Source organism: Streptomyces sp. NPDC006259 (assembly GCF_042870975.1).
GTDB lineage: Bacteria > Actinomycetota > Actinomycetes > Streptomycetales > Streptomycetaceae > Streptomyces.
On the sequence record NZ_JBIAHY010000002.1, the window covers coordinates 1,066,748 to 1,079,569 of the forward strand.

Consider the following 12,822-nt stretch of genomic DNA (forward strand, 5'->3'; position numbering starts at 1 on the left):
GCCCCCCGCGGGGTGGTGGACGCGCACAAGCGCGCGGCTCGTGCTCACATGCCGAGGTGCTCGCGGAGCCACTGGCCCATCTGCCCGATGGCCTGGTCCCAGTGGGGTGACCGCTACCGCTCCGACCCGGACGGCTCGGCCGGTACTGGCCCGGCACCGCGGATGCGGTGCGCACGTCGACGCCCAGATCCGCTGCGGACGGGGCCACGCCGTGCAGGCGGAGGACATCGAAAGCATCCGCGGCCCGGCATTGCGTCTGAGGCCCGCCGAGTGAGCTGAGCGTGGTTGCACCAGGAGTCCGTGGTGGGCTCAGTCCGCCGGGTGCGCCCACCACGGACGGTCCGGGCCCGTCGGAGGCGGACCTCCGTGCCGCAGCGGGACATGGTGGAGCACCAGCGGCGGTTGTGGGCGGGGGAGCGGTCCACCAAGCGCAGGGCCGACCTGTGCGCGCCGCAGACACGTACGCGCCGGATCTCGGCGGACAGGAGCAGTGTCCGAGCGGGATCCGGCCCCGCCCTTGCCGCTCCAGGTGGACGCCGCCCGCGCCTCCGCCGGCCGATGACCGCCGGCCGGCCGGCGACCGTCGACGGCTGGCGGCCGGTGCTCGCGGATCTCGCCGCCGACCACCCTGTTGTGGCGTCCGACCTGCGCGGCTACGGCCTCAGCGACAAGCCCACGACCGGCTACGACGCGCGGCGCATGGCCGCCGGCATCACCGGCCTCGTCACCCGCTGTCCGGTTCGGTTCGCGGCTGTCATCGCCGTCGGTGAATCGCCCCGGTGGTCCGGGACAGTGGGAGGCCACTGGCCAGGTTGGCGTGAGCGATGATCTCCGCCGTGATGGAGAGGGCGGTCTCCTCCGGTGTGCGGGCTCCCAGGTCGAGGCCGATGGGTGAATGCAGCCGGGCTAGCCGTTGCTCGGACACTCCGGCCTCGCGCAGCAGTCGCAGGCGTTGCCCGTGGGTGCGTCGCGAGCCCATCGCGCCGATGTAGCCGACGGGCAGGTCGAGGGCGAGGAGCAGCAGTGGGATGTCGAACTTGGCGTCGTGGGTGAGGACGCAGACCGCCGTACGGGAGTCCACCTCGGCGGATTCCAGGTATCGGTGGGGCCAGTCGACCACGACCTCGTCCGCGTGGGGGAAGCGCGCCGCGGTGGCGAAGACGGGGCGGGCGTCGCACAGGGTGACTCGGTAGCCGAGGAAGCTTCCTGCCTGGCTGAGGGCGGCGGCGAAGTCCACGGCGCCGAAGATCAGCAAGCGCGGGCGGGACGCGTGGACGTGGACGAGGACGGTGAGCGGTGCGGGGCAGTCATCTCCCTCTCCGCCGACGGCTGCCCGTCCGCTGCGGCCTGTGCGCATCAGGGCGCGGGCCTGGTCGGCGATCGCCCGGTTCGCCGGTCCGTCGCCCACGGTTCCGTGGGCCACCTGATCGTCACCGTGAATGCTCAGCGTCGCGCCGAGGAGTGGGTCCGGACCGTCCACGACCTGTGCCACGGCCGCCGGACGGCATTCCACGACTTCCGCGAGAGCCGCGGTCAGGTGCGGGTGATCTGTGGGGTCGATGCGCTGGACCAGGACGTCGAGTTCGCCGCCGCAGGTCAGGCCGACCGCGAGGGCGTCGTCGTCGGAGTATCCGAACCGGGCGCGGTGCGGGGCGCCCCGGTCGTGGAGCACCTGTCGGCAGAGTTCGTAGACGGCTCCTTCGACGCAGCCGCCGGAGATGCCGCCGACCGCGTTGCCGTCGTCGTCGACCGCGACCGATGTTCCGGTGGGCAGGGGTGCGCTGCCGGTGACGTCGACGACGGTGGCGAGGGCGAAGGGGCGGCCTGCGCGGCACCAGGCGTGCAGTGTGTCCGCGATGTTCAGCATGAGGCTTCTCCGGGGCGGGGGATCTTCGTGCGGTTGAGGTGTGCCCGGTGGCAGGCCGGAGGGCCGGCAACCGGGCACGGTGACACATGTGTCGGCTGGATCAGATCAACGCCTATGCCGTGAGGGGGAGTTGGCGTAGGCGGCGGCCCGTCGCGTTGAAGACCGCGTTGGCGAGGGCCGGTGCCACGCCGACGTGGACGACCTTGCCGAGGCCCTTGACGCCGAGCGGCCCGAGCGGGCCAACAACCGCTGGTAGGTCTCGCCGCTTGGCCCGCACGTGGCCGGCCGCCCCGCACCACGACGTCGTCGGCGGACGCCCGTACAGCGGGGATTCCTCATCCTCGACGGCCAGTTCGACGGGCTTGGCGGCGGACTTGGTTGCAGCCGTCGAGGACGGCGGACCGACACCGGCCATCGTCTGGGAGGCGCCGTGCGGCGGGGTGGCCGGGGAGCGGAAGTCGCCCAGGCGGAACGTGACGGTACGCATGGTCAGGCCGAGTGCGTCGGCTGCGACCTGGGTTCTGTGAGGTGTAGGTGCCCGGTCCCATGTCGCCGGCAGCGGCCTCGACCACCGCGGTGCCGTCGGCGTCCAGCCGGACGCGGGCTTCGGCCTGGTTGCGCCGGGTCTCGTAGACGCCGGTGGCCATGCCCCTACCGGTCAGCCAGTCCCCGTCCCGCCGCGAGCGCGGCTTCGCGGGGCGGCGATGCCAGCCGAACTCCCGGGCGCCGACGGTGTAGCACTCGCGCAGTCGGCGGGTGGAGAGCGGCAGGCTGGTCGAGGTGGTGGCTATGACGGTGCGCCTGCTCGGCGCCGCCACAGGAGAGGGGAGTGGGGAGGGGGAGGAAGGATGCGGGACTGCGGGGGCAGTGGACATGTGTATGCCTTCGCATCGTTGACGAGTCGGCCGTGCACGCGGACACGACCGGGCAGGGGTGCCGTGGCCGTGAAGGCGACGGCAACCCAGTCGGGGAGGTGTGCCGTACGCGAGTGACGGCACACCACCGGCGGGCTGTCCGACCGTGCCGGTGTGGCCGGTGTGGCCGGTGTGGCCGGTGAGCCGGCGGGCGGGCTCGTGCGTGGGTCTGCCGGTCCGGCCGCCGGCCCTGCCGGGCCCGTGCCCTTGGGGCGTCGGGCACGAGCCCGTGGGGCCGCCGCGTGTCAGAAGGTGAGGAGCACCTTGGTGGCGCGGCGTTCGTCCATGGCCTTGTAGCCTTCCGCTGCCTGGTCGAGGGGCAGGGTGAGGTCGAAGACCTTGCCGGGGTCGATCGTGCGGTCCCAGATGAGCTGGATCAGGTCGGGCAGGAACCGGCGTACGGGGGCGGGGCCGCCGAGGGTGTGGATGCCGGCGAAGAACAACTCGATGCCAGGAATCTGGACGTCGTGGTTCACGCCCACGTAGCCCAGGTGGCCGCCGCCCCGCGTGGCGCCGACGGCCTGCATGAACGACTCCTGGGTGCCGACCGCCTCGACGACCGAGTGTGCGCCGTATCCACCGGTGAGTTCCTTGATCTTCGCGACGCCCTCGTCGCCGCGCTGCTCGACGATGTCGGTGGCGCCGTAGTAGCGGGCCAGCTTCTGGCGCTCGGGGTGGCGGGACATCGCGATGATCCGCTCGGCGCCGAGCTGCTTGGCGGCGAGGACGGCCATGAGGCCGACCGCGCCGTCGCCGACGACCGCGACGGTCTTGCCGGGTCCCGCTTCGGCGGCGACGGCGGCGTACCAGCCGGTGCCGAGCACGTCGGAGGCCGCGAGCAGGGCCGGGATCAGCTCCGGGTCGGGCCGGCCCGGGGTGGCGACCAGGGTGCCGTCGGCGTGCGGGATGCGGGCCTTCTCGGCCTGGGTGCCGATCGTCTGCGCGACGAACTCGGCGTGCACGCACTTGGACTGGAAGCCGGGCCGGCAGATCTCGCAGGTGTTGTCGGAGATGACGAACGACCCGACGACGAAGTCGCCGACCTTGACGTTCCTGACCTCGGATCCGATCTCCTCGACGACGCCCACGTACTCGTGGCCCATGACCTGGTGGTCGGCGGGCTCGACGCCGCGGTAGGGCCACAGGTCGGAGCCGCAGATGCAGGTTGCGGTCAGCTTCACGATGGCGTCGGTCGGCTCGATGATCTTCGGGTCGTCGCGCTCCTCCACGCGGACGTCGCCGGCCGTGTGCATCACTACTCCACGCATGGTGGTTCTCCTTGTTCGGTGTCTCGGCGCTCTGGGCGCTGGTTTCGTGTTGTCAGGAAGGCACGGGATCACCGCGGCTTCCTTGGATTGGTGGCCCCGGCGCCGCCGAGTCCGCTGGATGGGCCTAACCCGTCAGGGCCGGGGATGCGGCTGGTCCAGGCGGACGCCGCTACAGTGCGGCGGCTCCGGGCGAGCGCGATGGCGATGGTCGGGAACAGGGTCAGCGCGGCGATCACCGTGCCGACCGCGGCCGGGCCCGTGGCCCCCAGGGAGGATGCGAGAGAGAATCCGGCGATCCGGGAACCGGCAGCGGTGCCGGGGTTGAACGCCGACACCGTCAGCGCGGACCCCAGGGTGGGGGCGCGACCCGCGAAGCGGACCGCCAGGGCGATGAGCACCGGGTTCGCCCCGAGCCCGAACAGACCCAGCAGCGCGACCGGCACGATCGTCGGCACGGCATGGCCGGCCAGCAGGCAGACCGCCAGCAGCAGGACGGTCGTGACCGCGGGGGCCACGATCGTCGTCGCGTACGGGCGGCGGTCCCCCAGACGGCCACCGACGAGGAAGCCGGCCAGCGCGCCGATCCCCAAGCCGACCGGGACCAGCGGCACCAGGCCGGAGGCCAGGTCCGCCCGGTCGGTCGGCAGCGGCGAGATGTAGGTGTACATCGACAGCACACCACCGGTCGTGGTCACGCACGCCGCGAGCGCCAGCCACAGGCGCCCCGACCGCAGAGCGGACAGCTCGGACCGGTTCGAGACCGCCTCAGCGGCAGGCCCGTCGTGCGGCATGTGGCGGGCGATCAGCGCCATGGCGGCGACGGCGAGGGCGGCAAGTGCCCAGAAGGGCCCGCGCCAGCCCATGAGCTGCCCGGCGAACGCGCCGAGCGGCACCCCGACGACGTTGGCCAGCATCGCCCCGGCGCCCACGACGCCCAGCGCCCGCGAACTCGCGGCCGGACCGACCGCGCGAGCGGCCACCACGTTGGCCACCGCCCAGAACGCCCCCGTGGCCGGCGCCGTCAGGAACCGTGCGGCCAGCAGCAGCGCGAAGCTGGAACCGAGGGCCACGATCACGTGACCGACAGCGACACGGCCAGGCCAGGGTCAGCGTCCACCGCTGGGGCAGCCGCAGGGTCAGCATCGCCATCAGCGGCGCGCCGACGACCATGCCGACCGCGAACACCGTGATCAGCATTCCGGCCTGCGCCACGCTGGCCTGCACGTCACCGGCGATCTCCGGCAGCAGGCCCGCCACCACGAACTCGGTCGTGCCCATCAGGAACGTGCCAAGGGCCAGCACGTGTACGACGAGTGGCAGCCGGGTGGGCGTCCGCTCGCCGTCAGCGACCGGCAGGTCGGCGGCTACGTGGCGGGTTCCTCCTGACGTGGTCATACAGCATCTCCGTGGGATCGGGAAGTGGTGCGCATCCCACGAAACCGCCTCCGCCGTGTGCGTGGGAGGCCGCGTTCATGGGGGGAGAAGCTCAACCCCCCTCCCGTCGGGTTCCGGCCGTAGCGTGAGGGCATGGAGCACCGCCCGGACAACCGCGCCGACATCCGCGACTTCCTCGCCCGCCGCCGAGCCCAGCTCACCCCCGAGCAGGTCGGCCTGCCCACCAGCGGCCGACGCCGAGTACCCGGGCTGCGCCGTGAGGAGGTCGCCGTCCTCGCGGGCGTGAGCACCGAGTGGTACACCCGGCTCGAGAAGGGCCACATCAGCGGCGTGTCCGAGGACGTCCTCGACGCGGTGGCCCGCACCCTGCAGCTGGACGACGACGAACGTACCTACCTGTTCGACCTCGCCAAAGCCGCCCAGCCGACCCCCGCATCCCGGCGCCGCCGCAAAGCCGTCGACGTCCCGCCCCGCGTCCAGTGGCTGCTCGACTCCATGACCCTGTCCGCGGCCTTCGTCACCAACGGCCGACTGGACATCGTGGCCACCAACAGGCTCGCCCGCACCCTGTTCGCGCCCCTGTTCGCCAGCCCGACCACTGATGGGCAAGGCCGCCCCAACTTCGCCCGCTACTGGTTCCTCGACGACGACTCGGCCGACTTCGCAGCCGACTGGGACGGCGCCGCCACCACCACCGCCGCGCTCCTGCGCGCCGAGGCCGGCCGCTACCCCAACGACAAGGCCCTGCGCGAACTCATCGGCGAACTGTCCACGCTCAGCCCGGAGTTCCGCGCCCGGTGGGCCTCCCACAACGTGCGCATCCACCACGGCGGCGTCAAACGCTTCCACCACCCCGACGCCGGGGACCTGGAACTCACCTATCAGCCGTTGGACCTGCCCATGTCCGCCCGGGAGGCACACTCACTGACCATCTACACCGCCGAACCCGGCTCCCCCTCCGAAGACGGCCTGCGCCTGCTGGCCTCCTGGGCCGCCACCCACGAGCCGCACCCGCCCACGCCACAGTCCCCGGCACGCTGAACGCCGTTCAGGACAGCCATGTCGAGCACGAGCCCGAGGAGCCCTTCCGTGCGACACACAGGACGATCATGAGCCGGATCCTGATCACCGGTTCCGCGGACGGCCTCGGCTACGCCGCGGCCGACGCGCTGCTGTCCGCCGGGCACGACGTCGTGGTCCACGCCCGCGACCCACGGCGCGCCCGAGCCGTCGACCCGCTCGTCGGCCGCGGAGCGGGCCTCGTCGTCGCCGACTTCACCGACCGTGACGCCGTACGGCACCTCGCCGCCGAGCTGAACGACCAGCCACCGCTCGACGTCGTCATCCACAACGCCGGCGTCTGGAGCGGACCGGCCGTCATGCCGGTCAACATCATCGCCCCCTACCTGCTCACCGCACAGCTGCGCGAGCCGCACCGCCTGGTGTACCTGAGCAGCAGCTCGCACTTCGACGGCCGCCCGTCGCTGGACGGCGTCGACTGGCGAGGCGAGAGCCCGGGCTCGTACGCGGACAGCAAGCTGTTCGTCACCACGCTCGCCGCCGCAGTGGCCCGCCGGTACCCCGACGTGCTGAGCAGCGCGGTGGACCCGGGCTGGGTGCCCACGAAGATGGGCGGGCCCGATGCCCCGGACGAGCTCGAACTGGGCCACCGGACACAGCAGTGGCTGGCCACCAGCGACGATCCCCAGGCGCTGGCCAGTGGCGGCTACTGGTACCACCGCCGGCGCCGGCAGCCCCACCCCGCCGTCCACGACGAGGCATTCCAGGACCGACTCCTGCACACGCTGACCGAAGAGACAGGCATCGCACTCGGTTCGCGCTGACAGTCCCCTTCGGCCGGACCCGCCCCGGCGCCGCAATACGGCAGGGGCAGGCTCTCCGACATCGATCGAGGAGACCCTGCCCTGGTAAGACCAGCGATCCGCAGGGTCAGGACAGCCCCAGCGGCCCCGACCCTGCCGCATGTCACCGGCGGTGCCGAGGCTCACGAGAGGCACCGGCCCAGCGGCACGCAGGGCCCTCGGTCTGCTCAGGAGTCCGGCGGCTCCAGGCGTGACGCGGGGCCCGCAGTCCCTTCCAGGACCTCGACGGACGGGGTGGTCCTGGCGACGCCCGGCATCCCTGCCCATCAAGTGGGTTTCCAGCAACGCCTCGATCCGTCCGGCCAGCAGCTTCTGCCGGTCGACGACTGCGGTCGAGGAACCGGGTCAGGCTCGGGACGATCAGCGCAACCGCATCGGTTCCCGGGACGACCACCGCCTGCTCGTCCAGCCCGTGAAGATCTCCTCGACCAGTCGCTCGGACGTCCCCGGCGCCTTCGGCCTCGGCTGTGTCACGAGCCGGCGGCGTCCGCCTTTTGCGGATCCGGCGAAGACGGCGGCCGGTCGCAAGCGTCTTGGGACCGGCCACCCCCGTGATCTTCACATGCCGCCCTGTGCACCTTGGGCGGCCACTCAGCCGGGTGGCTGGGGTCCGGTGGTTCGGAGGCGCAGGTTCCACTGCTCACCGGGCCCCAGCCATGGGGTCCCGGTTCCCGTGACGGTGGTAGTTACACCGTTTGCCCGGAAAGATGTCCTGATCCGGGACATGCCTGGGGCCCCGGACGCATCCGGGGCCCCAGGCATGCTGTTGTTTGGCGGGTTACCAGCGATACCAGCGTCCCTTGCGGCCGCCCGTGTCCACGGAGCGCATGACGAAGCCGAGCAGCCAGACGACCAGCACGATGACAGCGATCCACCACAGTGCCTTCAGCGCGAAGCCCGCGCCGAAGAGGATCAGAGCCAGCAGAAGAACGAGAAGCAGGGGAACCATAGTTATCAACCTCCGTGGCTCCTCATGCCCGGCGAATGCAGGAACACACGGTGGATTTCCCTGGTTTCTTCACTGCTCTTGCGGGCACTGAACTCAGTTCGTCCAAGCCGTCTCCTCACCGCCGGGTCGGTCGGCCCTGGGGCGTGTTCTTCTGACGCCGAAGCCGGGCAGGGACGTCAGGACCGTGGAAAGAGGGGCTCGGTGCTGTTCGTGAACGGCGGCGAGTCGTTTACCAGCCATCGACTATCAGGTCACACTGGCGGAGGACGCGAGGGACCCGCGGCGACACGGCGGCGTGATGAGAGCAACGCTCCAGGGCCGCCGTCCGCCGTGGAGCGAGCCGGGCCGGGGCAGAATACCGAGCATGCGGGTACGGGGTGGGTACGGTGGTGGACCGCGGCCGGTTCGAGCCTGGGCGGGGCTGTCGGCGATGCTCCTACTGGGTGGCTGCGGCCTGTTGGGTGACGGAACCGGGGGATCAGAGACGAACGCACGGAGTTCCGCGGACCGAGGCTTCGTGGTCCGCCACGAACAGCCGTCTGCCGCCGATCTGGATGGCGCTTCGTTCCTTCGCAGCCGGAAGCTGATGGAGGGGGCTTCCGAAACCCTCAACGCCTTCGTTGGCGTGGCCCGTCAGGTGGGCATCGTCGGTCGTTCCTGCGGTGGAGAAGGTTCCGGCTACGACCCTGAAGCTCGCCGAATCGAGATCTGCTACGAAGAGGTGGCGGAGGAACGCGAGCTTTTCCAGAGTGCCGGACACCACCCGGCTGATGACGAGGTTGTCGCCGTACTGGTGGAAACGGTCTTCCATGAAGCCGGCCATGTCCTCATCGACGACTTGGGTCTGCCCTTCACCGATCGGGGCGAAGAGGATGCTGCGGACCAGTTCGCCGCTCTGATGCTCCTTCGCGGAGACGTCAGCGGTGAGAGGCAGTTGCGGGCGGCCGCCGAGGAATACGAACTCTCCGCAACCGAGGACGAGATGGTTGAGGACGAGGTGGCCCACGAGGATGACGATGAGCACTCGCCGGATCGTCTGCGTGCCGCCAACCACTTGTGCTACCTCTACGGTTCCGCTCCTGGCCGGAATGCGGATGTGGCTGATTCAAGTCTTCTCCGCGGAACACGTGCCGCAGGGTGCGGAAAGGAGTGGGCTCTTGTACGCGGCAACTGGATGAGGAATCTCGCACCCCTGCTGCGAGGTCGATGAGGCCGATGACGACACCTACGCTTCCGTTCGGGATTCGGGGAAGCGCGGTGATATCGGTCTGGGCGAATTACGGATAGGGCGAGGCCGTTGGGGACAAGAGACCCAAGGTGCGGGGGCAGCCGCATGGCCCACATCATTGAAACATTGAAGGCTTTTGCTTCGACCGGCGACCGGCGACCGGCGACCGGCGACCGGCCACCGCCGCACAGTCGCCGGCGCGCGGAGGCGGTCAGGCGCCTCTGGCCTGGGCGGCGTTACTCGTGATGCCGACGGTGGGTGTGTGCGGCGTCTGGATGAGGAACTGTGCGGCGGCGAGTGACTGGAGTCGGCGTTGCCCATCGCACACGGGCTGACCCGGCCCGACGTCGTTCGCGTCGAACAACGACGGCGTGCGTCGAGGGCACCGCTGGAACAACGGTGCCCTCGACACGGTGACGCGGCAGGGTCAGGCACGCACGGTGTACCACGCACCCAGGCCGCTGCATCCGCGAGCGTCATAGGTGGTGCTGCGGTAGCCCGCCGGGATGGGTGAGTAGGGGCAGGTCCAGATGCCGTTGCGGACGAGCTGGTGGAACCAGGCGCCGATGCCGCTGCAACCGGTGCGGTCGTAAGCAGTGGTCACGTAGCCCGAGACGATCGGCGAACCCGCGCAGGTCCAGAGGCCGTCACGCGCGAGTCGGTGGAACCAGGCGCCGACGCCGCTGCAGCCATTGCGGTCGTAACCGGTGATGACGTACCCGGTCACGATCGGCGAGCCGCCACATGTCCAGATCCCGTCGCGGACCGGCACCTGGAGCCAGGAACCCGCGCCATTGCAGCCATTGCGGTCGAAGGCGCTGATGACGTAGCCGTCCGGAACGGGCGTTCCGGGGCAGGTCCAGCCGCCCACCGTGGCCTGCGATTCGCCGGCCGCGGCGCTGCCTGTACCGGCGACGGTGCCGGCAACGACCACGGACATGAGGAACGCAACTGTTCCTGCAATTGCGGCGACCCTGCTTCGGAAGGCCGTCATCGTCGCGGAGTTCCATGAACCCCACACCTGGTGAAATATGCTGCTCAATTCACACACCCCTAGAACCTGGTGACGGAACGAGGGTCAGACTACTTGTTCGTCGCGTGAAGAAAGCATGGGGATACTGAAAAGGCGTAACTTGACCTGAAACTACCGGAGGAGCGCGCCAGTGCATTAAGCAGAGCCTCGCGTACCCCGGTCCATCGAGTTCGTCATGTGTGGGTGAACTGCGAAAACACAGCCAGTGCGTATGCGCGTAGGCATATGGCCAGACGGCGACTTACAGCCAGTGTCAACAAGCCGGCGACGGGGGATTACCACCGGCGGGGGAGGAGCCGCGTGTCTGGCTGAGCACGTCGCTCGGCCCGGGTGCCGGACAGGCTGCGCGAACAGCGCGTTCCGGCTCGACGAGTTGGTGCGTGACAGCGGTTGAGCTGTGTCTGCCCGGTCATGGCCTGTGCGGCGGGGGCGTCAGAACCAGTCCGTACAGGCGATCGAACCGCCCCTGCCGTTGGTGCCGCAGGCACGCATCACGAGCCCGTTGTCGTTCCACTGCGTGGTGTGGGCGTCGCCACCGGACGTCACGGTCGTGTAGCCGAGCATCGGGTCCCAGTTGTCCCCGCCGTCGCCGCTGCGGTCCATCCAGATCTCGTCGCCGATCGTGCCGCCGACGATGCGTCCCCAGGCACAGGCCGTCGTGCTGTTGTAGCGGAGTTCGATGGTGCGGCCGAAGAGGGTCGTGGACTTGGCCGTCCAGGCGTCGGCGGAGTCCGGCGTGGTGCCGTCACCGCAGGACGTGTTCGAATCAGCGCCGTCGAGTGTGCCGCCGATCCTCGAGTAGTCCCCGCACGACGGCACCCCCGGCGTGATGGCCGGGCCTTGCAGGAACAGATTGCTGATCCAGCTCCGGTAGTCCGGCAGGTAGGACCAGACGTTGTTGACCATGCCGTCGACGGTGACCCGTTCCCCGACGCGCTGGCACAGGGAGCGCACGGCTACGGATATCCCGTTCTTGATCTGCCAGTTGACCGCGCTGCCGGTCTGGGAGTCGTCGCGCAGGTTGGGCTGGCCCCAGGTCTTCACCTGCTTGCCGAGACCGTCGTACTCCCACACGGGGAACACACCCGGGACGTTGGGCCGGAACGCGCCTTGGTAGCGTTCCCAGTTGACGTCCGCGACCCGAATGGCCGCACCCGAGTTGGGTGCCTCGACGACCTTGCCGTTCCCCAGGTAGAGCGCGACATGGGTGATGTTGGCCCCGAACTCACGTGAGTGGGTGGGCCGGATCGGGCGCCGCCGGTGATCCCTTGGCGTCGGCCGCGTCCCTCAATGACGCCGCGCTGTGCCGCCGTCGGAGCGGCGGGGACGTCAGGTGGGGAGGTCGGAGAGGGACAGTCCGAGGTGGGGCGGTGCCAGCGTGCGGGAGGCGCCACCGGCCGGCCGCCGGCCGGGTCGCGGGTGGCCGGTGGCGTCGACTTCCACGGCCAGTTCATCGGTTTCGCCCCTCAGGCCCTCGCACCCACACGTCGTCCGGTCCATGAAACCACTCGGTGAACGTGGCATCGTAGTGCTGGCGGAGAAGGTGGTGGACCAGGCCGCCGGCTGATCACATCGTCGGGATCGACCGGCTCGTCGTCGGCATGGGGGCATGGGGCGGACGCGGGCGCGGGCCGGGCAATCGCGGGCCGGGTGAAGGAGCCGGCGGCCGGGGGAGCCCGTCGCTCGGTACCGGCGCCCGTGCGGACCGGACGGTTCAGGGGCGTTCCTCCGCCGGATCCAGGTGCGGTTCCAGGGCGTCGGCGACCTTGTTGCACAGTTCGACGAACATCGCCCGCTCGCCGGGGCTCAAGGTGGATCCGACGATGCGGGCGTTCTCGCGTCGCTGCTCGGCGACCCGGGTCAGGAAGGACTCCCCGGTCGGCGTGAGCGAGGTGGTCAGTTCGCGCCGGTCCTCGCCGATCGTCTGCTGTCCGACGAGCCCCAGGTCCTTGAGCACCCGCAGCGCCTTGGAGGTCGTCGCCCGGGACACCCCGAGCGAGGCGCTGAGCACCGAGGGCGTCATGGGGCCGCGGATGCGCAGCAGTTCCAGGACGTCGTACTGCTGCCAGGTGACGCCCTCCGGGTTCGAGCGGGTGCGACGGGCGACCAGGATGCACTGCAGGTGGGACAGTGCGTCCTCGAGTTCGCCGGGCGCGGCCGGGGCCTCGCTCGCGCGTCGTGGACTGTCGGTTCGGGTCATCGGCGCGCCTCCGATCGGTTGCCCATCATCAACGACCAGGATGCTCCGGGGTGCAGCAGCTGCGTCAATATGGACTTCACTACAT

General features: G+C 70.4%; 12 protein-coding genes and 2 pseudogenes. 3 read left to right on the forward strand and 11 right to left on the reverse strand.

Features of this window, described 5'->3' with window-relative positions; genetic code table 11:
* Nucleotides 1-113 precede the first annotated feature (113 nt).
* The 7 genes and pseudogenes from ACFYO5_RS10600 to ACFYO5_RS10630 all read right to left on the reverse strand — a co-directional run.
* Entirely contained in the window at nt 114-560 is a 447-nt protein-coding gene (locus tag ACFYO5_RS10600) for a CGNR zinc finger domain-containing protein (RefSeq protein WP_388707197.1), read from the reverse strand.
* A gap of 194 nt (nt 561-754) precedes the next feature.
* Nucleotides 755-1,867 (reverse strand): XdhC family protein, encoded by a 1,113-nt coding sequence (locus tag ACFYO5_RS10605; protein WP_388706689.1) that lies wholly within the window; start codon nt 1,865-1,867, stop codon nt 755-757.
* Nucleotides 1,868-1,979: 112 nt separating this feature from the next.
* On the reverse strand, nt 1,980-2,354 hold the full coding sequence (locus tag ACFYO5_RS10610; protein ID WP_388707214.1) for a hypothetical protein: 375 nt from the start codon (nt 2,352-2,354) through the stop codon (nt 1,980-1,982).
* 97 nt (nt 2,355-2,451) lie between these two features.
* Nucleotides 2,452-2,742: pseudogene (locus ACFYO5_RS10615) on the reverse strand (hypothetical protein); the annotation flags it as partial.
* Nucleotides 2,743-3,026: 284 nt separating this feature from the next.
* Nucleotides 3,027-4,049: a zinc-dependent alcohol dehydrogenase family protein gene (locus tag ACFYO5_RS10620; RefSeq protein WP_388706692.1), complete on the reverse strand. Its 1,023-nt coding sequence runs from the start codon at nt 4,047-4,049 to the stop codon at nt 3,027-3,029.
* Nucleotides 4,050-4,117: 68 nt separating this feature from the next.
* The gene (locus ACFYO5_RS10625) at nt 4,118-5,125 is read right to left on the reverse strand and encodes an MFS transporter (RefSeq protein WP_388706695.1); all 1,008 of its coding nucleotides are present in this window, start codon (nt 5,123-5,125) and stop codon (nt 4,118-4,120) included.
* Between the two features lie 82 nt (nt 5,126-5,207).
* A pseudogene (locus ACFYO5_RS10630) lies at nt 5,208-5,444 on the reverse strand (Cmx/CmrA family chloramphenicol efflux MFS transporter); the annotation flags it as partial.
* Between the two features lie 132 nt (nt 5,445-5,576).
* On the opposite strand from ACFYO5_RS10630, the gene ACFYO5_RS10635 reads away from it, so the two are divergent.
* Together ACFYO5_RS10635 and ACFYO5_RS10640 are read left to right on the forward strand one after the other, a co-directional pair.
* Nucleotides 5,577-6,485 (forward strand): helix-turn-helix transcriptional regulator, encoded by a 909-nt coding sequence (locus tag ACFYO5_RS10635; RefSeq protein WP_388706698.1) that lies wholly within the window; start codon nt 5,577-5,579, stop codon nt 6,483-6,485.
* 68 nt (nt 6,486-6,553) lie between these two features.
* A complete protein-coding gene (locus ACFYO5_RS10640) occupies nt 6,554-7,288 on the forward strand; it encodes an SDR family NAD(P)-dependent oxidoreductase (protein ID WP_388706701.1) in 735 nt (244 codons plus the stop codon).
* Nucleotides 7,289-8,105: 817 nt separating this feature from the next.
* Here ACFYO5_RS10640 and ACFYO5_RS10645 read toward each other — a convergent pair.
* On the reverse strand, nt 8,106-8,276 hold the full coding sequence (locus tag ACFYO5_RS10645; RefSeq protein ID WP_351368756.1) for a hydrophobic protein: 171 nt from the start codon (nt 8,274-8,276) through the stop codon (nt 8,106-8,108).
* 586 nt (nt 8,277-8,862) lie between these two features.
* On the opposite strand from ACFYO5_RS10645, the gene ACFYO5_RS10650 reads away from it, so the two are divergent.
* On the forward strand, nt 8,863-9,486 hold the full coding sequence (locus ACFYO5_RS10650) for a DUF4344 domain-containing metallopeptidase (protein ID WP_388707199.1): 624 nt from the start codon (nt 8,863-8,865) through the stop codon (nt 9,484-9,486).
* Nucleotides 9,487-9,931: 445 nt separating this feature from the next.
* Here the strand turns inward: ACFYO5_RS10650 and ACFYO5_RS10655 are convergent, their stop codons facing one another.
* From ACFYO5_RS10655 to ACFYO5_RS10665, 3 genes are all read right to left on the reverse strand, one after another.
* Nucleotides 9,932-10,444, reverse strand: a complete 513-nt coding sequence (locus tag ACFYO5_RS10655) for a hypothetical protein (protein WP_356564403.1) — start codon at nt 10,442-10,444, stop codon at nt 9,932-9,934.
* A gap of 525 nt (nt 10,445-10,969) precedes the next feature.
* Complete coding sequence (locus ACFYO5_RS10660; RefSeq protein ID WP_388706706.1) at nt 10,970-11,620, reverse strand: DUF2690 domain-containing protein; 651 nt, start codon at nt 11,618-11,620, stop codon at nt 10,970-10,972.
* A 631-nt stretch (nt 11,621-12,251) separates the two neighbouring features.
* Nucleotides 12,252-12,737, reverse strand: a complete 486-nt coding sequence (locus ACFYO5_RS10665) for a MarR family winged helix-turn-helix transcriptional regulator (protein WP_356564399.1) — start codon at nt 12,735-12,737, stop codon at nt 12,252-12,254.
* Nucleotides 12,738-12,822 lie beyond the last annotated feature (85 nt).